22 protein-coding genes are annotated in these 21,277 nt (G+C 58.3%); 12 read left to right on the top strand and 10 right to left on the bottom strand.

Features of this window, described 5'->3' with window-relative positions; translation table 11 throughout:
* The first annotated feature begins 77 nt into the window (after positions 1-77).
* Entirely contained in the window at positions 78-956 is an 879-nt protein-coding gene (locus tag AC6GQJ_RS17425; protein WP_500774092.1) for a M15 family metallopeptidase, read from the top strand.
* A 148-nt stretch (positions 957-1,104) separates the two neighbouring features.
* Here AC6GQJ_RS17425 and AC6GQJ_RS17420 read toward each other — a convergent pair whose 3' ends face one another.
* A complete protein-coding gene (locus AC6GQJ_RS17420; protein ID WP_500774091.1) occupies positions 1,105-3,174 on the bottom strand; it encodes a GumC family protein in 2,070 nt (689 codons plus the stop codon).
* A gap of 600 nt (positions 3,175-3,774) precedes the next feature.
* Here AC6GQJ_RS17420 and AC6GQJ_RS17415 point away from each other — a divergent pair.
* Positions 3,775-4,536: a metallophosphoesterase family protein gene (locus AC6GQJ_RS17415; RefSeq protein WP_500774090.1), complete on the top strand. Its 762-nt coding sequence runs from the start codon at positions 3,775-3,777 to the stop codon at positions 4,534-4,536.
* Between the two features lie 42 nt (positions 4,537-4,578).
* On the opposite strand, the gene AC6GQJ_RS17410 is transcribed toward AC6GQJ_RS17415, so the two are convergent.
* Positions 4,579-5,253 carry a Crp/Fnr family transcriptional regulator gene (locus tag AC6GQJ_RS17410; protein ID WP_500774089.1) on the bottom strand — a complete coding sequence of 225 codons (675 nt, stop codon included), beginning with the start codon at positions 5,251-5,253 and terminating at the stop codon, positions 4,579-4,581.
* Positions 5,254-5,393: 140 nt separating this feature from the next.
* On the opposite strand from AC6GQJ_RS17410, the gene AC6GQJ_RS17405 reads away from it, so the two are divergent.
* Positions 5,394-5,765: a hypothetical protein gene (locus AC6GQJ_RS17405; RefSeq protein WP_500774088.1), complete on the top strand. Its 372-nt coding sequence runs from the start codon at positions 5,394-5,396 to the stop codon at positions 5,763-5,765.
* Here AC6GQJ_RS17405 and AC6GQJ_RS17400 read toward each other — a convergent pair.
* Together AC6GQJ_RS17400 and AC6GQJ_RS17395 are read right to left on the bottom strand one after the other, a co-directional pair.
* On the bottom strand, positions 5,716-6,051 hold the full coding sequence (locus AC6GQJ_RS17400; RefSeq protein ID WP_500774087.1) for a phage holin family protein: 336 nt from the start codon (positions 6,049-6,051) through the stop codon (positions 5,716-5,718). The two genes, AC6GQJ_RS17405 and AC6GQJ_RS17400, sit on opposite strands and share 50 nt — an antisense overlap.
* A 3-nt stretch (positions 6,052-6,054) precedes the next feature.
* Positions 6,055-6,381, bottom strand: a complete 327-nt coding sequence (locus tag AC6GQJ_RS17395; RefSeq protein WP_500774086.1) for an ElaB/YgaM/YqjD family protein — start codon at positions 6,379-6,381, stop codon at positions 6,055-6,057.
* Positions 6,382-6,544: 163 nt separating this feature from the next.
* Here AC6GQJ_RS17395 and AC6GQJ_RS17390 point away from each other — a divergent pair, with 163 nt between their 5' ends.
* On the top strand, positions 6,545-6,706 hold the full coding sequence (locus AC6GQJ_RS17390) for a DUF1328 domain-containing protein (RefSeq protein WP_500774085.1): 162 nt from the start codon (positions 6,545-6,547) through the stop codon (positions 6,704-6,706).
* A gap of 94 nt (positions 6,707-6,800) precedes the next feature.
* Here AC6GQJ_RS17390 and AC6GQJ_RS17385 read toward each other — a convergent pair whose 3' ends face one another.
* A complete protein-coding gene (locus tag AC6GQJ_RS17385) occupies positions 6,801-7,607 on the bottom strand; it encodes a response regulator (protein ID WP_500774084.1) in 807 nt (268 codons plus the stop codon).
* 105 nt (positions 7,608-7,712) lie between these two features.
* Between AC6GQJ_RS17385 and AC6GQJ_RS17380 the strand changes: the two genes are divergently transcribed.
* The 4 genes from AC6GQJ_RS17380 to AC6GQJ_RS17365 are packed head-to-tail and all read left to right on the top strand — an operon-like array spanning position 7,713 to position 11,666.
* Positions 7,713-7,877 (top strand): NepR family anti-sigma factor, encoded by a 165-nt coding sequence (locus AC6GQJ_RS17380; protein ID WP_500774083.1) that lies wholly within the window; start codon positions 7,713-7,715, stop codon positions 7,875-7,877.
* A complete protein-coding gene (locus tag AC6GQJ_RS17375; protein ID WP_500774082.1) occupies positions 7,874-8,428 on the top strand; it encodes an RNA polymerase sigma factor in 555 nt (184 codons plus the stop codon). Before AC6GQJ_RS17380 ends, AC6GQJ_RS17375 begins: the two co-directional genes overlap by 4 nt.
* Positions 8,425-10,131 (top strand): histidine kinase dimerization/phosphoacceptor domain -containing protein, encoded by a 1,707-nt coding sequence (locus tag AC6GQJ_RS17370; RefSeq protein WP_500774081.1) that lies wholly within the window; start codon positions 8,425-8,427, stop codon positions 10,129-10,131. Before AC6GQJ_RS17375 ends, AC6GQJ_RS17370 begins: the two co-directional genes overlap by 4 nt.
* Positions 10,131-11,666: a phospholipase D family protein gene (locus tag AC6GQJ_RS17365; RefSeq protein ID WP_500774080.1), complete on the top strand. Its 1,536-nt coding sequence runs from the start codon at positions 10,131-10,133 to the stop codon at positions 11,664-11,666. The genes AC6GQJ_RS17370 and AC6GQJ_RS17365 overlap by 1 nt, the downstream gene beginning before the upstream one ends.
* Positions 11,667-11,696: 30 nt before the next feature.
* On the opposite strand, the gene AC6GQJ_RS17360 is transcribed toward AC6GQJ_RS17365, so the two are convergent.
* On the bottom strand, positions 11,697-12,698 hold the full coding sequence (locus AC6GQJ_RS17360) for an AI-2E family transporter (RefSeq protein ID WP_500774079.1): 1,002 nt from the start codon (positions 12,696-12,698) through the stop codon (positions 11,697-11,699).
* Positions 12,699-12,844: 146 nt separating this feature from the next.
* Here AC6GQJ_RS17360 and AC6GQJ_RS17355 point away from each other — a divergent pair, with 146 nt between their 5' ends.
* Entirely contained in the window at positions 12,845-13,027 is a 183-nt protein-coding gene (locus AC6GQJ_RS17355) for a hypothetical protein (RefSeq protein WP_500774078.1), read from the top strand.
* A gap of 52 nt (positions 13,028-13,079) precedes the next feature.
* Here AC6GQJ_RS17355 and AC6GQJ_RS17350 read toward each other — a convergent pair whose 3' ends face one another.
* The 3 genes from AC6GQJ_RS17350 to AC6GQJ_RS17340 form a co-directional block, all read right to left on the bottom strand.
* Positions 13,080-13,463 (bottom strand): YidH family protein, encoded by a 384-nt coding sequence (locus AC6GQJ_RS17350; RefSeq protein ID WP_500774077.1) that lies wholly within the window; start codon positions 13,461-13,463, stop codon positions 13,080-13,082.
* Positions 13,464-13,537: 74 nt separating this feature from the next.
* Positions 13,538-13,723, bottom strand: coding sequence for a PLDc N-terminal domain-containing protein (locus AC6GQJ_RS17345; protein ID WP_500774076.1), 186 nt, complete (start codon positions 13,721-13,723; stop codon positions 13,538-13,540).
* Between the two features lie 71 nt (positions 13,724-13,794).
* A complete protein-coding gene (locus AC6GQJ_RS17340) occupies positions 13,795-14,598 on the bottom strand; it encodes a formate/nitrite transporter family protein (protein ID WP_500774075.1) in 804 nt (267 codons plus the stop codon).
* Between the two features lie 248 nt (positions 14,599-14,846).
* On the opposite strand from AC6GQJ_RS17340, the gene AC6GQJ_RS17335 reads away from it, so the two are divergent.
* The 3 genes from AC6GQJ_RS17335 to AC6GQJ_RS17325 all read left to right on the top strand — a co-directional run bounded on the left by AC6GQJ_RS17335 (position 14,847) and on the right by AC6GQJ_RS17325 (position 19,535).
* Entirely contained in the window at positions 14,847-15,044 is a 198-nt protein-coding gene (locus AC6GQJ_RS17335; protein ID WP_500774074.1) for a CsbD family protein, read from the top strand.
* A gap of 149 nt (positions 15,045-15,193) precedes the next feature.
* Complete coding sequence (locus tag AC6GQJ_RS17330) at positions 15,194-19,051, top strand: hypothetical protein (protein ID WP_500774073.1); 3,858 nt, start codon at positions 15,194-15,196, stop codon at positions 19,049-19,051.
* Positions 19,052-19,091: 40 nt separating this feature from the next.
* Positions 19,092-19,535: a hypothetical protein gene (locus tag AC6GQJ_RS17325; RefSeq protein ID WP_500774072.1), complete on the top strand. Its 444-nt coding sequence runs from the start codon at positions 19,092-19,094 to the stop codon at positions 19,533-19,535.
* 7 nt (positions 19,536-19,542) lie between these two features.
* On the opposite strand, the gene AC6GQJ_RS17320 is transcribed toward AC6GQJ_RS17325, so the two are convergent.
* Positions 19,543-21,141, bottom strand: coding sequence for a hypothetical protein (locus tag AC6GQJ_RS17320; protein WP_500774071.1), 1,599 nt, complete (start codon positions 21,139-21,141; stop codon positions 19,543-19,545).
* Between the last annotated feature and the right edge of the window lie 136 nt (positions 21,142-21,277).

The raw sequence follows: 21,277 nt of genomic DNA, 5'->3' as shown, positions 1-21,277 counted from the left end.
GCGTGCTGCCGCGATTGTTGACTTGGGCAGGGCCGTCGATCACTGTCATTTAGTAGTTTGAGAGCAAAGCATACGGCATGGAAAAAGGTGTCATTCCGATAATCTTGGGCGTGATGGGCGTGATCGTCGTCGGCCTTGGTGTGCTGGTCTATCTCCAACTGCGCCCGACACCAGAGATCCGCTATGCCACTGATGGCGACGCCGAGTTCGCCGGTCCCGCCATCGACAGCGGCGCGCGGATCGAAATCGAAGTGCTGCGCGCTCAGATCGAAGGACTGACCGCGCAGATCGAAGAGATGAACAAACAGATTTCCGCCAACCGCAACGCTGCTGCGCAACGTCCTATGGCGATGGATGGCGGCCCCCGCGAACCTGGTGAGTTTATCAGCGACGGCGAGAACGATATTATCGACGCCTACGCACAAACCGTCCTGATCGCCAACCGCCGTAACCTGAACAAAGGGATGAAGATCGCATCGCCGTCCTATCTGGAAGGCGTGTTTGGCAAGCCGCGCGCAAATATGACCTCTGAATGCCAGTCGATGACAAACGAGCGTTTGAAGGCCAAGCTAAAGACGACACGCGTTGGTCCGATCCGCGTGACGATGCAACAGCCCGCGCTGGATTCCCTCAACCGTGTGTTCGAGAAGATTAAGGCGACGGATCCTGATCTTTATGCCCGTATCAACACTGCCGGCGCCCTATGTGTCCGCCACATCCGCGGCGCCCCTGGGCGTACATCGACCCATGCATTTGGCCTGTCACTCGATCTCAACATTGACGGCAAGCTTGACCGTCTGGGCGACGGTAAGACGCAATTGGGCCTGACAATCCTCGCCGACTTTTTCCGGACCGAAGGTTGGTACTGGGGCGCGGGGTTCTCTCGGGAAGACAGCATGCACTTCGAAGCCAGCCGCGATCTGGTAGAGAAATGGATCGCGAACGGCGAGATTTAAGAGCGACGACCGTGGCCTGCTGTACAGTTCTTGTCTTTGTCGCTTTGTCGTGAAGCTGCATAATCTGAGTTATGTTAAAAAGTAAGCAATCCTCTGACGACGCACTTCTTTTGTCCGGCAACACGGTGCAACCGCCGTACCAAGCCATTCAGGAATACGGCTTGGAATACTCTGCGTAATACGTGCCATAGCGCGCGGCACCACCGTATCCTTTAGCCTTCTTACCGTCGATCTTGGTCAGGATAAGGCCGGTGATCTTCAGGCCCGAGTTGGTCATCTCGCTCAAACCCGCTTCCAGAACCTCAGTGCGTGTTTGATCCCACGCAACAGCGAACAGGATCGCGTCGACATATTGACCGATGATGCGGGCGTCCGTTACCGGCAGCACTGGTGGAGCGTCAATGATCACGTGATCATAAGCCTCGCGCGCCGCTTCAATCGCAAGCCTGAATTCCTGAGAAGAAAAGAAGTCTGCCGCGTTATTGGTCGGCCTGTCGCCCAATGCCAGATCAAAACCAAGGCTGTCTACAAACACCTTGTTTTCTAGAAACGCCGTGGCGCTTCCATCAGCCGAACCGATCGTTCTGATCCCGTCAAAGTAATTCCCAAGCGTGTTCTTCCGAATATCGCCTTCCATCAGCAACACAGACTTACCCATCCCGGCTAGGCTTTGCGCTAGCGCGATTGCGGATGTGGTCTTACCTTCACCCGGCAAAGACGAGGTAATGAGGATCACACCAGGTTCGACAGCGGGGTCTGCAAGCAGCGTCGATGTCCGCAAGTTGCGCACCGCCTCTGAGAACGGCGTATTCGACTTGCCTTCAAGGAACGGCACCAGCTTGTTGCGCCGTTTGATCGGCGCCATAGGAATTTGACCCAAGACAGGGAAACCAGCACGTTTCTGAAGATCCGAAGCCGTTCTGATGCCGCTTTTGGTCACTTCGTTAAACAACACGATCCCCGCGCCAAACATCGCGCCGAGTATCCCAGCGAGAGCGACAATCATCGGAACTTTAGGGCTTGCCGGGAAGAACGGTTCCACCGCGGGAGACAACAACCGAGCTTCGGCCTGTTGCGTGCCCTGCTGTACTTCGGCCTCTTTCAATCGCGTGAGGAAGTAGCCGTAGATTTCGCCCGCCGCTGCGGCTTCCCGCTGCAACTGCTGCAAGGTAAGAAGGTCACGGGACTCGTTAGCGACTTCTTCTTCAAGCGCATTCACGGCTGCAGTCAGCGTAGCTTTTTGACCTTCGGACTGTCGCAACTCTGTCTGCGCACGGGTATTGCCCGCTTCGAACATCGCCGTGAACCGAGTCCGGCTTGTTTGGTTCTGGTTGATCGTCGGGAAAAGCTGCGCCAGTCCGCTATTTTCCAAGTTTGCAACATCACTTTCGGTCGCTGTGGAGATATCGAAACTCTCATACGCGTCAACGATACGCGATCGGCGGTCGACCTGCGCGTCCAACTCGGACAGACGACTGCGCAATTCCTTAAGCTGACGATTCTTGGCGATCAAAGCCTCGGCGCTGACAAGTTCAATGCCGCTCGCAAAGTTCCGCGCGGCAAGCTCCGCCTCGTTCAGCTCATTTTGCAGCTGGGTCGTGCGCACTTTAAGGAACGCGATTGCATCCGCTGTTTTGCCTTCTTTGACCAATAGCTGGTCATTGATGTACGTTTCGGCCAGCGTGTTCGCCAAACGTGTGGATTTCTCAGGCGATCCCGTCGACACACTGATTTCAAAGATAAGGCTTTGACGCGGGTTGCTAACGCTAATCTTGCTCCGCAGACGGTCTACGGCCCTTCGCACCAGTTCTGCTTGGGACAGTTCGCGGGGCGGCGGTGCGCCGGTGATCCAGTCGACGACGGACGCAATGGCGCCCTTCTCAACCAGACGCGTGTTGAATTCGGGATCGTTGATCAGATCCTCGGCGACCACAACTCGACGCAAAAGCTCGCGCGAATTGATCAGATAAATTTCGGTATTGAGCGATGATTGCTCAGCCGAAATCCCGCTTACAACCGCTTCGAGATTCGTAACCTGAGCCTGCTCGGCTTCGATGGAAACCGTAGCAGCCGAAACGTAGACAGGATCGGCAACCTTTGACGCATAAATATAACCCAGAATCGCAAAGCCGATCATCAATGCCGCAATCAGCCATCGCCCGCGCCATAGCGTCCGTGCAAGGGCGCCCAGGTCAATCTCGTCATCCACTTTTTCCATCAAGTCTCACTCATCTACTTGTCACCACAACATTAGGCCCCCGAAAACACCCGCCCGGTTCTCGCATCACCCTCCAGCGTCGCGAGACCTGTTGTGACGTATACTCAATCCTTGGCTTCTTTATAAGCATCTGCGCCCTCATAACGGCGCAACTCAACGTGTGATAGAGGGATATACGCGACATTCCGCCATTCGGCACCGTTCGCGAGATCCTGAGCATATTCAGATCTGTTATTGCCAAATGCGCCGTTACCCTCAACGACATTCTCCCTGAGGTTCCATTTCTGCGCTATTGGCCTAGCATCAGACGTACGCGCCCACCAACCCGCGCTCACATGCGCAGAAGACATGTCGACACACCCAAGAGGTGCAGAAGATGTAGACAGATTCAAATGCGGCCCCTCCACATCGAGATTAACGGTTTTGTAGCGGCGGCGATAACAAAGTTACATACAGCTGGAAAGTACTAATGCTCGCACAGCCAAGGCCCGATCAAGGGGAAAAGCGGACGGACTGTGACCTTAACCAATTCGTCGTTTGTGGTATAAGCCCGCTCGGCGCGTTGCGCTGCAAATGGCCGACCCAAAACTAAAGTGAACAATGACGCTTTCTAACTTCTTCAAAAAGAAAACCGCCTCACTCGCGCCGATTGTTAATCGGCCCTGCCAACCGGATGTGGCTGTGGGCATAGTGGGCGATGTGCACGGGTGTCTTTCGCTACTGAAAAGCCTCTGCGACCAACTGGATACAGAGGAGCATATTGTTTTTGTCGGCGACTATATCGACCGTGGCGAGGATTCGGCTGGCGTATTGGCGTGGCTGCAGCGGGTCCAACAAACCTACCCGAACCAAGTCACCTGTCTGATGGGAAATCATGAAGCCATGATGCTGGATTTTCTCGACAATCCGGAACGCCGCGGCCCACGCTGGCTGGCCTATGGCGGTCTTCAGACACTGGCGAGCTTTGGCGTACATGGCGCACGAGAGATCATGCGATCAGAGGAATTGGTGGCCACCCGCGACCGTCTGCAACAGGCGATGCCCGGGGGGATGGAAACGTGGTTGCGGTCGCTGCCGACCAGTTGGTCCAGCGGCAATCTGTGGGTGGTGCATGCAGCCGCAGATCCGGCCGTTTCGATGTCCGAGCAAACCGAAGACACCTTCCTTTGGGGATGCGAAACGTTCTTTCAGGGACCGCGAAGTGACGGGATCTGGATCGCCCATGGGCACACGCTGACGGAAACACCTGCGCAGCGGAACTCGCGAATCTCTGTCGATACGGGGGCCTACCATACGGGCCGATTGACCGCCGCGCGGTGTCGCCCGAATGGCGAAGTCTTCTTTGCACAGGCATCCAACTAGCACTATTGGCGAGAAACCGCCGAAGCTGGCGCAACTAAACCGCTAGATCAGGGGGCGCACGCGCGCCTCAAGATCGTCAATCATCGCGATCTCGGCCAGCGCCTCTAAATTGCTGATCCGCAACGTACCCTCCGCCCATTGCACAAGTTGCTGTTGTCGCAGCGCCGCCAGCGTTTTGTTCGTGTGCACCAGCGACAGGCCCAATGCATCCGCGATATCCTGCTGCTTGAACGGGAATGGCATGCTGCGGTTCTGTACCAGGTTCAGGGACTGCCCGCGCAAGTACACGCGCACCAACGCCCACGCGATCGACTGCTTGGCGGTGCGCTGCCCAAGGGTAGAGAGGGTTTCACCCAGAAAGTGTTCTTGGATCGCGGCCAACCATGTCAGGGAATAGGCGCGTTCGGGGCGCTCTTTAAAGAAGTTCCAGAGTTCGGAGCGGTCGAAAACGCACAGGGTCATCGCTGTCGTCGCTTCGACCGAATGGCCCATTTCACCCATCAAACCAGCTTGCAAGCCCACGAAGTCACCTGCGAAAATCAGGTTGATCACCTGCCGACGACCGTTCGACAACAGTTTGTACCGCAGCCCCATCCCCTGCAGCACGGTATAAAGCTGCGGACTGTTCGATCCCTCCATCAGGATCGGCGTTCCCGGCTCAACCTTCATCTCGCCAACTTTGAACCGCTGCATGAACTTCACGTCTTCGGGCGTCATCGGCTCAAACGTATCCAAACGGCGCAACGGACAATTTTCGCACTTAATCGGCAATTTTGTTCCCTTCGCTATGTCATGGATTAATGCGGGGCGGATTGGCGGTTGGTACTCTTCTCGCTTTGGAAGAAGGGGTAAATCGAGTGAGCTATTGTTTTGGGATCGTGGAACATGATCCGGTCGTCCGGCTGGATCTGGTTGAAACGCTTAAACACAGCTTTCCCGACAGCCTCGTCGAAGCGCTGGTAGATGTCCATGATATTGCCGGATTGTTGTGCCGTTTTGACCGCGCATTCCACCTGTTCGTCGCGGGCAGTGTTATCCCTGACCTCGACAAGACTGTGGTGGAATACGCATTGCAATCCAAAGGCGCGATTATCAGCATCGGGACGCATGACAAGGTGCCATTCCACGTCACCGTGCTGGAAAAGCCGTTTACTTCGGCAATGGTATTGAAGGCGGTCGCTATCTCCGCGCCCGATCTGCATGGGCACCTGCCTGAAGGCCATACATAAACGCATCCAGAACCGGCGGTGTTTTGGTCGTTGGTTGTGGGGCGTGCGTTTGCTCAGGTAGTTCGGGCTGTTTGCTGGGTGATCCCGTGCCGATCATGATCAGACCGACCCCGACATAAATGCCCGCAAAGATCAGCGCGGTGTTTTGCACCCCGACGACGGGCAACAGGGCGAACCACCCCGCGACCGTCAGGAACCCGACACCGACCGTGCACAACAACAGGCCCCCCGAAAGGAGGCCTGCACGTTTGGCGGTTCGCGCCACTTTTTGTTCGATACCGAACATCGGTTATCTCCGCGATCCGAAGAAGCCGACAAGAAACCCGATGCCGGCAGCAACGCCAAGCGCCGTGCCCGGTTGGGTTTTAATGAAGTTGTCGGCCTGATCCTGAAATTCCATGGCGCGCAAACGGGCGGTGTCGGCTGCGTCAGCGGCTTGATCACGAACGGCGTCCACTTTGCCTTTCGCTGCGTTCACGGCTTCTTCGCCGCGGGCTTTGCCGATGTCACCAACGGTCTGTGCCAGCGCGGCAATATCGTTGCGCAGGGTGTCGATCTGTGCGGCCAGATCGCTCGTATCGCTCGAAGTGGTCAGTTTTTTGACAGTGTTGGACATATCCAAACTCCTTCATTCATTGCGTGTCTGACGGATAAACACCGCATCACTAAGGTTGTTCCCAAAATTGTTTGGAAAAGAATCTGGAACCCGCGGCTGGGCCAGACGGTTACCTATTCAACGGCGCAGAGATATGCGCTCCCAACTCAAAAGGATAAATTCGATGCTACATTACGCACTGGTATTTCTTGTTGTTGCCCTGATCGCTGCCGTGTTCGGCTTTGGCGGTATCGCCTCTGCCTCTGCCGGCATCGCGCAAATCCTCTTCGTGGTGTTCTTGGTGCTGTTCGTTGGCGCCCTGATCCTGAACGTCATACGTAGATAACCCGCTGGCGACGCGGCCAGCACCCCAACAAGCGAATGCGCCCCGCACTGTGAAAGTGCGGGGCGCATTGCATTTTAGGTGACGTTTGCAGCGGTTAGCGCAGCGTTGCCGTCGAGGCAAAGAACATTGCTTGGCTGACAGCCGACAGAACCTGAACTTCTTGGAACGGTTTGGAGATCAGGAAGGCAGGTTCCGGACGGTCGCCCGTCAACAGACGCTCTGGGAAGGCTGTGATGAAGATGACGGGCACATCCATCAATTCCAACAGATCGTTCACCGCATCGATACCGGACGAATTGTCCGCCAGTTGGATGTCGGCGAGGATCAGATCGGGGTTCTCTTCTTTGCCCATCTCCAACGCTTCGGTGTGGGTGCGGGAAATCCCGACGACAGTGTGGCCCAACCCTTCGACGATGGCCTGAAGGTCGGCGGCAATGATCGGTTCGTCTTCTATGATCATCACGCGGCCCGAGACACTGCTTGCCAGTTCTTTGTTCGCAGTTGCGATTAGGCTGCGGACTTCCTCGGTATCGATCTGCATGATCTCTGCGATCTGCTCGGGGGTGAATTCCTCAATCGTGCGCAGCAACAGCGCCTCGCGCGAGTTTGCGGTCAGATTGGCCAACAGACCATGGGCGCGGCTGCGAATGGAATCTTCGGGGTCGGACAGTGTTTGGCCCGACGTCGCCCAGATCGTGTGGAAACACTTGAACAGGTTTACCTTGATCGGGTTGTCGTTATCGAACGGCGATCTATCCTTCAAAATCAGTTCCAGCGTTGCAACTGTGTACTGGTCCCCCCGCGCCTGTGACCCAGTCAAAGCACGCGTATACCGACGCAGATAGGGAAGTTCGGCTGCAAGAAGGTTCGAAAAACCCTCCGTCGATCTTGAGTCATCCATTTTTCTTTTGCCTTTTTCAGTTTTCTTGGAACCAAACACGTTCAAGATAGGTTAGTTCCCGTTACGTGAGTGATTTTTTTACGGCAAACAAGGCGTGGACTAGAAATGGCAAGCAAGCAAGAGCTCCAGACGAGGTCTAGAGACAAATATATCGATCAGAATCTGAAGAAAGTTTTCTCGGAACTGGAAACCGACGAGATGCCGGACCAGATAACAGACCTGTTGGCTGTGCTGCGTGCGCAGGACGAAGAGCTGAAAGGCAACAAATGAGCGACCTTGATCCTCGCGACGAACTGGTAACGCATTTGCCGGCACTGCGTGCCTTTGCGCTCAGCCTGACGCGCAATCGCGCGACGGCTGATGATATGATGCAGGACACCGTTCTCAAAGCATGGTCAAACATGGACAAGTTCCAAGCCGGAACAAACATGCGGGCGTGGCTGTTCACGATCCTGCGTAACAATTTTTACACGTCGCGCCGCAAGTTGAACCGCGAAGTCGCGGACGTGGATAACGTGTTTTCCGACACGCTGTCGGTCAAGCCGGACCATGATGGCCGCTTGCAGATGGCGGATTTCAAATTGGCGCTGAACCAGTTGCCCGATGAACAGCGCGAGGCGCTGATCCTCGTTGGTGCATCTGGGTTTGCCTATGAAGAAGCGGCTGAGATGTGCGGCGTTGCCACCGGCACCATCAAAAGCCGCGTGAATCGCGCACGTGCGAAACTGTCCGAATTGCTTCATCTGGACGAAAACGAAGCGATGGAACTGACGGACACGGCGACAGTCGCTGTTGTCGGCAGTCCTGGAATGCCTGCGTGAAACAGGGCCCATGGTACAACAGCCTGCGCGTTCTAGTCGTGCTGTTGCTGACGCTTGCCCTTTTTCCGCTTGGCACCATCGCCGTCTACCAGACCAGCCGCGTGTCTGCCGAGGCCGAGCGCAACGCCCAACTGGCGTTGCTGGCGGTCACGGGGCGCGCGGCCAAGACCGAAGAGTTGTTGATCGAACGCGCCTTCGGGGCTGCCCGCGTAATTGCCAACACGGTAGAGATGTATATCGACAACCCCGAACTCTGCCAAAGCACCTTTGCCGGATTGGTGGCGGACGATCCCCTTTTCGTCACCATCGGCCTTTTGCCCTCATCCAAGGTGATGACCTGCACATCATCGGGGCGTAGTTTCGATTTCAACGACTACCCCGGCGTGGACGAGATGTTCGAGAAACAGATCGCCGCGATTGATGTAAGCGACAATGGCCCGATCAGCGGCACGTCGATCTTTGCCGTGTCCGAACCCTACACAATTGATGGCGAGTTTGCCGGTTTCGTCACCATATCCATCCCGCATTCCGGTCTGCCGGAAACTTCGGGCGACCTGACCGACCTCGGGCTGGTGGAACTGATGACCTTCAACACCGATGGCGAGGTTTTGACTTCGCGTGGTGAGTTGGAGGACGCCCTGGTGCAACTGCCCGACGGCACCAGCCTTCTAGATCTTAAATACTCGCCCTCGCGCGCCTTTTCGGCTGTGAACACACGCGGCGAATTGCGCACCTATACTGTGGTCCCGATTGCAGGCAGCCCCGCGACCGTCCTTGGCGTCTGGCAAAGCCATAACGGTCTGGCGCAGCGCCTGTCGGGCAGTGTCTATCCATGGGTCTTTCCGGTGCTGATGTGGGTGGCAAGCATGAGCGTCGCGATGCTGTCGATCTACATGCTGGTGCTTCGGCACCTGACCACCCTGCGCGGCCGCATGAACGCCTTTGCCACCGACCGCAGTTCCGTCGCCCTGCCCACCCCTGCCGTGATGCCAAGCGAGGTGCAGGATCTTTATGAGCACTTCGACCAGATGGTCGACGTGGTCATCCGGGAAGAGGCGCGGATGGAAGACGCCCTGCGCGAAAAGAACGTGCTGATCAAAGAAATCCATCACCGCGTCAAAAACAACCTGCAACTGATCTCGTCGATCATGAGCATGCAAATCAGGTCAGCCGAACAGGACGAGACCCGCACTGTCCTGTCACGTCTTCAGGACCGCGTGCTCAGCCTCGCCACAATCCACCGCGATCTGTACCAGTCTGACCATGGTGGACGGGTCAATGTCGGAGCCCTTGTGTCCGAAGTCATCGAAAACTCGCTGGATGTGGCGGTTTCCTCGGATGATGCGATCACGCTGGAAACGGATATCGACGATATCCTTCTGTACCCCGATCAGGCGGTGCCCATGTCGTTGCTCGTGGCCGAGGCCGCGACAAACGCGCTGAAATATGTCGGCTATGATCCGGGCGAGACATCGCGCATTTCCATGTCGCTGAAACAGGACGGGCAGGACTGCGTGATGACGATGTCCAACACCCTTGGTACGTCGCGCAGCGTCGAAAGTACCGGCCTTGGCGCGCAGTTGATGAACGCCTTCGCCATCCAGCTTGGTGGCCGGATCGAGACCGAGAAAACTGACAAACTTTTCGTGCTGACCTTGCGGTTCAAGGTCGCCGACTTTGCGCCGGACGGTCGGGATTTCTGATGTCAGACCAATCCGCACGCCGCTTCGATGTTCTGATTACCGCCGCCGAAGCCTACCCCGCCCTCGAGGCGCTGTTCATGGAGGCCGAGGATGAAATCCGCGCCGGATTTCGCATTTTCGACCCATGGACCAAATTGCGCTCGGACGCGGCACGCAAGGTTGGCGAGACGTGGTTTGACCTGATCGCCGCCACGCTGGATCGCGGTGTGCGCATCACGCTGGTGCTGACCGATTTCGACCCCGTTGTGCGTCCCGCCATGCATTCTGGCACGTGGCAAAGCGTGCGCGGGATCATCGCCGCAGGTGAGGCGTCGCGCCACCCCGAAAACGTCACGGTCCGCGCCGCGATGCATCCGTCGCGTGTCGGCTTCCTCCCCCGCCTGCTACTTGCGCCGAAGTCGTTGAAGGAAATCCGCGACAAGCTGGCCGATATCAACGGTAAGTCGAAGACCGAGAAAGAAGACTATCTGCTGCATGTGCCGCATCTGCGCCCGCTGGTCCGGTGGGCCAAGGACCAGTTGCGCCCGCGCATCACACCGCCGCCGCTGGTGCCTGTCACGCATCACCAGAAACTCGCCGTGTTCGATAACAAGACGCTTTATGCGGGCGGCCTTGATCTGAACGACCGCCGCTATGACACGCCAGAACACCAGCGCGCGGCCGATCAAACATGGCATGATGTGCAGGTCATCGTGGATGGCCCCGTCGTGCAGGAAGCCGCAGACCACCTGCGGAGTTTCGAGGCGGTCGTGCATGGCGCGCCTCCTAAGAAGACCCAGCATTTGCTGCGCACCATATCGGCGCGGCGCAAGCTGGACCTGCCCTATCTCTCCCCCCTGCCCGTGGTGGACGAAGTGGCCGAGCGGCACAAAGACCTCATTTCGCGGTCAAGCCGTTTTATCTATCTTGAGACGCAGTATTTCAGGGATCGCACCCTTGCCCGCCACCTGGCCAAGCGCGCCAAGCAGATGCCGGACCTCAAACTTGTCCTGATCCTGCCTGCCGCGCCCGACGACATCGCGTTCGAGGACTCGCCCGGCCCAGATGTAGCTTACGGCGAACATTTACAGGTGCAGTCGATCGAAATCGTGCGCGACGCGTTCGGGGACCGCGCCTTTATCGGATCACCTGCGCAACCGCGCAGTGTCGCGCCCGATGGCCGCGCCACCCATTTCGGCGCACCGATCATCTATCTACATGCCAAGGTGTCCATTTTCGACGGCTTGGCGGGGATCGTATCCTCGGCCAACCTCAACGGGCGCAGCCTTGCGTGGGATACCGAAATCGGCGTGCAGACCGAAGGCACCGACGAGGTCGAGCTGCTGCGACGTCGCTGTTTTGAACACTGGCAGGGCACGGGCGTCAATCCGTCCTTCCTTGACCTCGACACAGCGCACCCGCGTTGGGCCGACCGCGCCCGCGACAACGCGCGCCGCACACCCGAAGATCGCGAAGGGTTCATTCTGCCCTATCTTGTCGATCCGGCGGAAAAGGATGCCTACGACTTGCCTGGCGTGCCTGCCGAAATGGCCTGAGGCCACCGCAAGCCTACGGCGTTGCCGACCTCAGGTATTCAGCCCTTTGAACACCGCAAGGCTCCAGATCAGCAGCGGCAGCGCGATGATGCCGCCAATCGGCCCCCACAGCCACAGCCAGAACACCAGCGACAGGAAGACCAGTAGCGGGTTGACTGACAGCGTCTTGCCAACCAGCGCGGGCGTCACAAACTGCGCTTCGGTGGCATTGATAAAGAAATAGACCACCGCCGGAAGGAAACTGCTCGCCCCTTCGAAGACGACAATACCTGCGACCAGCAACCCGACGATCAGCGCAATCGGCCCCAGATACACAATGTAGTTCAGCACAAATGCCAGAACGCCCCACAGGATCGGCGTGGGCATACCCAGCAAGGACATGGCCACCGCCACGATACAGCCCATGGAAAAATTGATCGCCGTAATCGTCAGAACATAGCGCGACACCTGATGCGCGGCGTGGCGCAGCTCGACCTTACCGAAACTGTCAAAGGTCGCATCGAACCAGTCGTAGATCGCATTCCGCGCCAACAAAAAGAAGTAGAGCGTGCCGGTAAACACCATGATCTGCGCGGCGAAATGCGGCGCATAGAACAGCGCGTCCATGGCCGAGGGCAGTTTGACGCTTTCCTCATCCTCCGCTGGGGCACCATCCCCGTCCGAGTCGATGGCCGTGGCTACGTCCTTCGACATCTCCTCCAACCCGCGTAGGGTGGCGCGGATTTGTTCGATGGTTTCGCGCAATTCGTTCCAGATCACAGGCGCGCGATTGATTGCCGTCGTCACGTAAGGCTCCAGCATCACCAGCAGCAGCAGGATCATCAGCAGCGACAGCAGAACCGACAAAAAGGCCGCCAGCGCGACCGGCAACTTTAATCTGTCCCAGAAATCGGAAAGCGGCGTCAGAACGATGCCCAGCAACAGCGCGGCAAAGATCGGGGCCGTCACCTCTTTGGTAAGCTGTAGTGCGACAAAGACAGTGATGATTGTCAAAACGCCCAAACATGTTGTGCGCAGCTGTTCGCGTTCCATCAATGTCCCCCTATGCAGCGGCCCTTGCCGCCAATTGGCGTTGCCGCCTTCTGAAATGAACACGCCCGCGCCCCCTTCGGTTCCCGCCCATGGAACTTTTGTTTGCATCGCGCGTTAGGATAGCGAAACCGATTAGGAGAATGACAATGTCAGCACCCGACACGAATATCGACAAGCAAGCCAAACGTCACAAGGGCCCCCTGTTCGGCATCGGCGCCGGCGTCGCGGTTGCCCTCGCTTTGCTGATGGTGCTGCTGGTCTGGACAGTCTCGCAAGCCGATGAGGACGAGGCCGAAGTATCCACACCGGCAACAGTCATCAGCGAATAACAGTTAACGAGTAATGGGCGGCAGTAATTGCCGTCCTTTTTCTATCTTCCCCTCACAACAACCACAAAATCACGCCGGTCGCGACCGCGCCAATCGTCATGGCAACGGATGTGAACAGCATGTTGCGCCGCGACTGTGCGGCAGTGTCGTGGGTGTTAATACGCGAATGGGTGGCGCGGCTGCGTCGCAGGGCGGACGCGAAAATCAGGATCGCCGTCAGCACGAACAATTCGGCCACCCCTTTGGCGATCAACGGATGGTTCGTCTCGGAAAACACCGCCCGCAGACCGAGGGCCACACCGATACAGGCCATGCCCGTCCGCATCCACGCGGCGAAGGTCCGTTCATTGGCTAGAACCGTCCGGTCCTCGGCCCATTCGGTACGGGGAACTTCAAGGTTCTCTTCCTTGTCCAGATCTCGGTCACTTGCAGACATGCCATCCCCCGTTAGCACAAAGAAAAATGGCGCGCGGTGTTACCCGGCGCGCCATTTTTGTCGTTTCAGCCATATCAGGCAAGTTTTGCGGACCGCGGTCCGGCAATCAGCCAGATGATGAAACCGATGATCGGCAGGACCAGAACCAGCAGGACCCAGAGGACCTTCGAACCGGTTGTTGCGCTAGACCCGACAATGGACACGATGGCCCAGATGTTCAGGATCAGGACGATAAAGCCGCCTATACCAGCATATTCCATGTTTAAATTCCTCTCGTACCGTTTTTGTTTGCTGATTGGTAAACGCACATCCGGCAGAAAGGTTCCGCACCCTAGTTCGGCAACTCCCGTCGCACCTGCCCGAACGCCATGAGGGCAAAGATCATCGTGCCGCCCAATACGTTGCCTGCCAGTACTGGCAGAAAGAACGCAAACAGCGCGTCCCACGGCTGCAACATGCCCTGCACCACAAGAAAGGCCATCTCGACCGATCCGGCGACCACGTGGGTAAAGTCACCCGCCGCGATCATCCATGTGAAGGTCAGGATCACAAAGAACTCGAACCCGTCCGATTGCGGCATCATCCATACGATGGCCGCCACCAGAACACCGGCGGGAATGGCGCGCTGGAACGCTTCAAGCGGGGCAAAGCCCGTGGCATGACGCGACAGTTCCTCGATCGCGGGCAGCAGGTCCGGCGGAATGGCCGAGGTAAAGGCAAAGACCGACGCCACCACAAAGGCACCCACTACATTGGCACTCAGGACAATCGACCACAACACGCCGGTGCGCCGGAAAATTGCCCAGCAAGGATTGTGCATCGCGGGCAGGACCGTGGTGATGGTGTTTTCCGTAAACAGCTGCATCCGGCCAAGGATCACCACCAAAAACCCAAGGCTATAGCCAAGGTTTTCGACCAGATAGGCCCAGTCGGCGTCGGGCAGATAAGTGCGGAACACCGCCTCGCCCAACACCGACAGGGAAATCATGATGCCCGCCGCGATCCCCGACCACATCAGGGATATGTTGGGGCGGTCAAGCTCGTCCTGCCCGTCACGGCGGATCACCTCGAAAATCAGCTTGGGCGGCAGGCCCTCGGCATTCTGGACTGCATTTTCTTCTTCTAGGTCGGTCATGGCTGTTCGGTCCTTTGATCGGGATGGAACCGTCGACCAGAGGGGGGAAAACACAGGCTTCGCCCCACGGGCACGCCGTGTTCTTCCGGCATATGATGTGTCTGTTCCTGCTAAAGTCGACAGAAACTTGCGCGCACGCCTGACAAAAGGCCGGACAGAAGATTTTGAACAGAGGATGGAACGGATCGCCTCGGCGGGGGTTTGTTCACCAGATGCAAAATGCAGATCACTTTAAAAGGAGAGATCAAATGAACTGGGACCAAGTCGAAGGCAAATGGAAAGAAATGACCGGCAACGTAAAAGCCAAATGGGGCGAGTTGACGGATGACGAAGTGGCCGAAGTGAACGGTGACCGTGAGGCGCTTGAGGGTAAAATCCAAGCCAAGTACGGCAAGACCAAAGAGGAAGCACGCAAGGAAGTCGACGAATTCCTCGCTTCGAACTAATCAACGATCTGACCGGCGCCCCTTACGGGCGTCGGTTTTTTTGCGCTCTTGCGCGCCACCCCCTCCCCCGAAAATTTGACCGTGAAACCGCTAGGCATGTGCAGCAAACTGCACTAGCCTGATTGCATCATATTGCAGCGGAGTCATCCATGAAGACGTGGCAGGATTTATCGCCCGAACAACAGGTATTTCTTAAAAAGTTTCTCAAGACCGGCATCCTCGATATTGTTCGGGACAAGTACAAGACAGACACCAACAAGGGCATTATCGCCGCCTTCGGCCAGTTTGCCGATCTGGACGCACTGTTCATTGAACGCGCCGCCCTTGTCCCCGACGATTATCCTGAAAAGGCGGGCCCGATGTGTCAGGCCGAAACCGCGCGCCAACGCAAAGAGGCGGGCGCGTTCGAGGATGCGACGAAACGCATGGCCCCCGCCATTCAGGCGATGGAGCAATTGCGCGTCACTTTAACCGCCGATGCCGACGCGTTGCGTGCCGATGTCGCGCCGGTTATGGGCGTCGGCTTTGCTGACGGTGACATTGCGGCAATGGATCAGGCGCGGCAGGCCGTGCTGCAACATCTCACCGATCCACTGCCCACCCATACCCAAATGGAACAGGCCCGCAGCGCCCTGCCCGCTTATCACAGCGCGATCAACGCGGCCTATGCCGCCGCCGGTGAACTGCCCGCTGCGCGTGCCGTGTTCGCCAAGGTTGCAGCGGCGGCAAATGCCCGACTGGACGCCGTCGCGAATATGGATATCGCCGTCCTCTCGGCAACCCCGCAGGCAGATGGCCTCGCCGCCGCTGTGCAAGAGGCCAAGGATCTGCAAACCGCCATTGCCAATGTCGATCAGGACGATGCCGCTGCCCTGCGCACCCTGACCAGCACGCTGGAAGAATGGACCATTCGCGACACGGCCCAAACACTGGTCGAGGACGCCCGCCTTGCGGTGATTGCGCAAGTGCAGGCAATTTATGACGACGCCAAAGAAGATATTGACGACGCCGTCGATCTGGACCCCACCGAATATGACGGCGAACCCGAAGAGGCCGCGCTGAAAAAGACCCACGGCGAACTGGTCGCGGAACGCCAAAGCCATCTGGCCATCATTGCATCCGGTGACCCAGTCGAGGTTCTGAAGCTTATTCCGTTGATCGCAGCAACAGAAAGCAAGGCCCAGGATTTTTACGATCTGACCATCGACATTGACGTGCGGCGCGAAAAGGCACGCTATCAGTCACTCGGCGCATCCGGAGCCCACGCCGAAGGCATCGCCAAACTTCTCGAAGACAACGATGCAGCCGGTACAAAAGTTGTCGAAAGCCTGCAACGCAACAGCGTTATCCTTGGCGGGGCCGAAGCGACCCGCGACTACATCGAAAACAAGGATACGGAGGTCAAGCGGCTCGCGGGCGAGTTGAAGACGCTGGAAGAGGAATGGGTTGTTCTCAATCAGGACTTCCAGACCAAGCTTGCAGACTTCAACACAAAAAACGACGCCTATGCGCAGGAAAAGCAGCGCGTCGTCCTCCTTGGCACCGCCGCAACGGATGAGGACCGCGCTGCCGTCGAGACTGCGCGCCTCGCGCTAGAGGCCTCGCGACAGATCGCACTGCCTGCCCAAACCCTCAAGATCGACAAGGCAGACGATTGGAGGGCGAAAAAGGTCGATGTCGATGCCGCCAACAAGCAACTCAACGCGGCCAAAAGCCAGCGCGCCATGCTGGATGCGGTCACCTTTGGCCCCCTGTCGCCCATGGCGCCCCACCCGATCCCCGATGCCATGCTGGAAGATGTGGTGGAACTGTTTGACAAGAATGTCGGGCTTGCCACCAAAACCTGCGCGCTGATCAGGGACGCCAAAGACCCCACCGCGCTGGCCGAAACCGCCGTGTTCATGGCCGACCAGTGCGCCACCAAATTCAAATGGCAGCCCCCGGCAGGTAGTGACGGCGTCGTCCCCCCCGCGAAAGAGATGTCCGAAGATTACGCACAGCAATATGCCGAAGCGGCTCTGGTCCAAGCCGCCTACTTCGGTGCCGATTTTGCCGCCGATGCACAGGTCGCCATCGCCAATGGCGTGCAGTTCAACGAAAATGACAGAATGCGCGCGCTGACCGACTTTTCCATGAAAAACGTCGCCGCCACCCGCGCCACCCAAGCAGCCGAGGCGATGATCGAACGCACCTCAACTGGGGTGAAGATCGACCTCGACAGCGCCGGTTTCAACGCCATGCTGATGGATCGCCAACACGGCTATGATGCCTCCTATCAGCCGACAATCACCCTGACCGAACAAGTGCTGAACCTGCGCGACTTCTTTGAGGATCCGACCGATGGCGACGCCCGCAAGGCCGAGGCAGAGGCGATCCTGAATTCGGTCATTGCGGTCCCGTCCTCTCCGGCGGCGCGCACACTTCTGTCCACGCAAATGGGCATCCCAGCTGGGGATTTTGACGACCCCGCCAAGGCGGACGAGATCAAGGAAAAGATACAGGTCGGCATCCTCAAGGCGATGACTACCCCGATTGCTCAAGGCAGTGTCGGGTCATGCTTTGCCACCGCGCCGCTGCGAAAGTTGCAGAACGAAGACCCGATTGCCCTGATGGAAATGTACCGCGACATCGCGACCAAGGGCACGTTCACCCCCAAACATGGGCGCCCCGTCGCCGCTGTGACACGCTTGCCCGCAGGGGACGAACCGCTGGCGCGCAGCCTTGAATATTCGATTGCCACCGCCGCCGCACGGACCAAAAACAGCCGCGAACGCCAGCACATGAATGCGGTGATGTTCGACCCGAGCGAACCATCCCTTGGCGCGCTGCAGGGCGAAGTTGACGCAAACGCGTGGCTGAAACTGCTGCCCGAATTACAACGCTACATCGCGGGCGGCTACACCTTTGTCTATGACCCGACCTCGGCTGCGGGCGCGGTGTCCGCCGACGGCTCGTCCTCGATGGGCGTTTACAAAATGGTCGCGCTGGACACCAAGGACGAGATTACCTCGCAATCCGAATTCGTCGCCTTCGTGAAACGCAATGCGCTGGTCGCGATCCAGAAGGCGGGCCTGCCCGACACCGACCGCGACAAGGTCACCGCCTATATCGACGATCCGGCCTTTATCGCGGGCATCGACAAGCTGGCAGGCAATGACAAGCCGTGGCAAATGCAGTTCGGCGGCTGGGGCGATGCCTCTGGCGCGGTCCTGTTCGAAGAGGCCGACGGCACCAAAAAGCCCGAAAATTTCCGTGGCTCGAACGTGGTCAACACGAACCCGACCGACACAACAGGCGACCGCGCGGTCAAAGTGCTCAAGGCGCTGTCCGGCCTGAGCGGCGGTGAGATGACGATGGTGTCCACCGGCGGCATTCACGCGTTCAACGCGCTGGAACCCACGGGGGACTATGCCGCGCTGAATGATCCGCCGGGGTTCGACCAGAACATCAAGGACATGATGATCGACCCCGGCAAGAAGATGGCCACCGACAAACTGCCCGCCGACCGCGCCGCCTATCTATATGGCAAGCGGATCGACGCGGTGCTGCCATGGGCCGCTGATGACGCCGAACGCGACCTGATCAAGGCCGCCCATGCCACTCCGCCAAACGTCGACATGACCCCCGCCGAGCTTCAGGCTTATATCTCGACCAAGCTCGACCCGTGGAAAACCGCCTCGGTCAACCGCAAGGCAAATGAATGGACGGCCAAGCAGACCCCCCTGCCCGCCCCGTCCGAGGTTACGAAGAAAAAGGCCGATCTGCTGGCCGCCGAAAACGCCAGCCAGAAAAACCGCATGGCCGGCATGATGGCCGCAGAATTGGGCGCACCGGAATTCGTGATCGCGGATTCCAACTGGGGCAGCGAAAGGGACAAGACCCTTTTCGTCATCGCCCCCGACCCGCTAACGGGCGAGCCGCGCATGTGGCAGAAATCCGCAGTGAACGGCGGCCTATATCCTATGGATGACAAATGGCTCGACACCAACTGGGTGAAGGACGAATGATGCGTCCTAAACCATCCGCGACAAGAAAGGCATAGACCCTATGGACCTGCCACAGATTGACCTGATGTTGAACGCAACCGGCGCCCCCATGGTGCGGGTGGCCTATGAAACCGAATATACCGAAATCGCCCCCCTGATCGCCGCCGTGCCGGGGTTGAAAGACCCCGATCACGCGGATCAGGCGGCACAGGCGGTGAACCACCTGAGTGAGGGGTTCGAATACGGTGTGATCCTTGATCCCCAGGCGTTCAGCCTTGATTACATGGCCCGCTATGACGCCGAGGAAGACGGCGAATGGCAACAGGGCCAGCCGCGCCTGCGCGACTTCGGCAAACCCGACCTGTCGCTGCTGGCCCCGCCCACGATCGAAGGCGGAAATCTGGTGTTCTTTGCGGATGATAAATATCTCGGGCTGGCCTATCACGTGACCATGTCCCTGTCGGACCCGACACCGCACTATCAGCCGGTGCCGGTCAGTCAGTAACCTGCGCTTAGGCGGCGTTCTCGCTCAGCGCGGCGTTCACATTGGCCAGCGACGCAATGGCCGCGCCGCGCACGTTCACCGGTTTGAACCCGTTATTGCCATCGACCGCTTGGAAGAACGGCGTATCAAGTTCGCTCTGATATTCGTCCAGTACCTTGCGCGCATCCGCCTTCAGCTTTTCGCGCACTGCACCGTCGGGTTCCTGCACCAGCGCCTCAAGCGCGTCTTCAAGGCGGTTGTCCAGCCGTTCGAGGTAGTCAAACAGGGTTTGCGCATCGGCCTGAATGGTCGGGAATTCGTCACCCTGACAGACCGACAGGATCGCATCCTGCAACTTCGCCATCTCGGATTTCAGGGACATGCGGGTTTTGACCCACTCAAGTCGGGCCCGCACAAAGGGCACGACGCCCGACGGAATGTCCTGTTCCGCGGCTGTCTGTTCGGCGGCGCGCGCCTCTGCGATCAGCTTGTTGAGCCCCGGAACCGCTTTCATCGCGCCCGCGAAATCGCCCGCTTCGCCCTTTTCGGTGAAATAGGCCAGAACGGCGCGCATTTTGCCCACATCGCCCAGATTGCGTTGCAACAGGTCTAGGACCACAGGTTCGATATCGGCCCGCGCATCGCGGAATTCCGCGCCCAGATCGGCAGGCTGTGCCGCAGCATTATCCGCATCCGCCGCAGGGGCGCCTTGTGCCGCTGCCTGGTCCGCCAATTTGGCAATCGCATCGCCAAGCGCCTTGGCGGTGCCAGCGGCCTTCTTCGCGTCACCCGATGCGATCTGTTCATCCAGCATGCCGTGCGCCGCACGCAAACGCGCCACGCCGTCCGCTTCGCCCAAGGCATTGATGCGGGTCATCAACGCTTGGGACACCTGTTCCAGTCTGGCAAGGGCGGGATCGGGTTCGCTTGCTGCCGCCGCTTTGGCATCCCCCGCACCGCCCAGCTTGGCAAGGGCCGCTTCCAACTTACCCAGCAGCGCGTCGCATGTATCCAACTCTCCGCCCTGCAGGGCCGTCACCGCCCCTTTAAAGGCTTTGACCAAGGGCGCCTGCGCTTCTTGCGGTGCGGCCTTGATGCCCACCTGCACCTGCGCAGCGCGATCTTTCAGTGCTTTGGCGCGGCCCGCATCGTCGGCGGCATCTTCATTGCCAGCGTCCTCTTCGGCGGCATCCTCGGGCGCTTCGGCCGCGTCGCCGTTGTCCTCTTCATCGTCGGCGACATCGACATCTTCGACCTCATCCTCGGGGCCCAGATCCTCGACATCTTCCTCAAGGACGTTGCCGTTCGCATCCAGCACAATGACGTTCAGCGGGAACTTCTCGAACTTCAGAAACTTCTTCAGTTTCTTGGCCATCTGCGGCAGTTCTTTGGTGCAGGTCAGCGTGATGACCTTGCCCTTTACCTTGGCCGTCCCAAGACCCAGCTTGGTACCCGTCCCCTCGGCGCGGGCCACACGGCCCAGAATTTCCGGCTTTTTCTTGCGGTCCAGCGCGAACACATCCTCGGCCGGGTCATTGCCCGGGCAATAGGCGAAAAACAGATCCCGCTTGCGCGCCACCGCCAATGACTTTTTCAGCTCAGCGCCTCTTTGTGCAATATCCGCCATGATCCAATCCCTTTTCGCATGTTCGCCGCCCCCGAAATTTGAGCGTGCCGTTACGAACAGATTACAGCAAAACCCGCATCTGACAATTGCCTTGAACAGCTATTGCCGACTGTACCTGCCGATAGGGATGGAAGGA

It is taken from the genome of Tateyamaria sp. 7Alg 36 (assembly GCF_059882455.1).
This window is presented reverse-complemented; position numbering and strand designations above follow the sequence as displayed.

Bases quoted from the DNA above. Each gene is read 5' to 3' on its own strand.
- AC6GQJ_RS17425 (WP_500774092.1), top strand. From the start codon at position 78: ATGGAAAAAGGTGTCATTCCGATAATCTTGGGCGTGATGGGCGTGATC.
- AC6GQJ_RS17420 (WP_500774091.1), bottom strand. From the start codon at position 3,174: ATGGAAAAAGTGGATGACGAGATTGACCTGGGCGCCCTTGCACGGACG.
- AC6GQJ_RS17415 (WP_500774090.1), top strand. From the start codon at position 3,775: ATGACGCTTTCTAACTTCTTCAAAAAGAAAACCGCCTCACTCGCGCCG.
- AC6GQJ_RS17410 (WP_500774089.1), bottom strand. From the start codon at position 5,253: ATGACGCCCGAAGACGTGAAGTTCATGCAGCGGTTCAAAGTTGGCGAG.
- AC6GQJ_RS17400 (WP_500774087.1), bottom strand. From the start codon at position 6,051: ATGTTCGGTATCGAACAAAAAGTGGCGCGAACCGCCAAACGTGCAGGC.
- AC6GQJ_RS17395 (WP_500774086.1), bottom strand. From the start codon at position 6,381: ATGTCCAACACTGTCAAAAAACTGACCACTTCGAGCGATACGAGCGAT.
- AC6GQJ_RS17390 (WP_500774085.1), top strand. From the start codon at position 6,545: ATGCTACATTACGCACTGGTATTTCTTGTTGTTGCCCTGATCGCTGCC.
- AC6GQJ_RS17385 (WP_500774084.1), bottom strand. From the start codon at position 7,607: ATGGATGACTCAAGATCGACGGAGGGTTTTTCGAACCTTCTTGCAGCC.
- AC6GQJ_RS17380 (WP_500774083.1), top strand. From the start codon at position 7,713: ATGGCAAGCAAGCAAGAGCTCCAGACGAGGTCTAGAGACAAATATATC.
- AC6GQJ_RS17375 (WP_500774082.1), top strand. From the start codon at position 7,874: ATGAGCGACCTTGATCCTCGCGACGAACTGGTAACGCATTTGCCGGCA.
- AC6GQJ_RS17365 (WP_500774080.1), top strand. From the start codon at position 10,131: ATGTCAGACCAATCCGCACGCCGCTTCGATGTTCTGATTACCGCCGCC.
- AC6GQJ_RS17360 (WP_500774079.1), bottom strand. From the start codon at position 12,698: ATGGAACGCGAACAGCTGCGCACAACATGTTTGGGCGTTTTGACAATC.
- AC6GQJ_RS17355 (WP_500774078.1), top strand. From the start codon at position 12,845: ATGTCAGCACCCGACACGAATATCGACAAGCAAGCCAAACGTCACAAG.
- AC6GQJ_RS17350 (WP_500774077.1), bottom strand. From the start codon at position 13,463: ATGTCTGCAAGTGACCGAGATCTGGACAAGGAAGAGAACCTTGAAGTT.
- AC6GQJ_RS17345 (WP_500774076.1), bottom strand. From the start codon at position 13,723: ATGGAATATGCTGGTATAGGCGGCTTTATCGTCCTGATCCTGAACATC.
- AC6GQJ_RS17340 (WP_500774075.1), bottom strand. From the start codon at position 14,598: ATGACCGACCTAGAAGAAGAAAATGCAGTCCAGAATGCCGAGGGCCTG.
- AC6GQJ_RS17335 (WP_500774074.1), top strand. From the start codon at position 14,847: ATGAACTGGGACCAAGTCGAAGGCAAATGGAAAGAAATGACCGGCAAC.
- AC6GQJ_RS17330 (WP_500774073.1), top strand. From the start codon at position 15,194: ATGAAGACGTGGCAGGATTTATCGCCCGAACAACAGGTATTTCTTAAA.
- AC6GQJ_RS17325 (WP_500774072.1), top strand. From the start codon at position 19,092: ATGGACCTGCCACAGATTGACCTGATGTTGAACGCAACCGGCGCCCCC.
- AC6GQJ_RS17320 (WP_500774071.1), bottom strand. From the start codon at position 21,141: ATGGCGGATATTGCACAAAGAGGCGCTGAGCTGAAAAAGTCATTGGCG.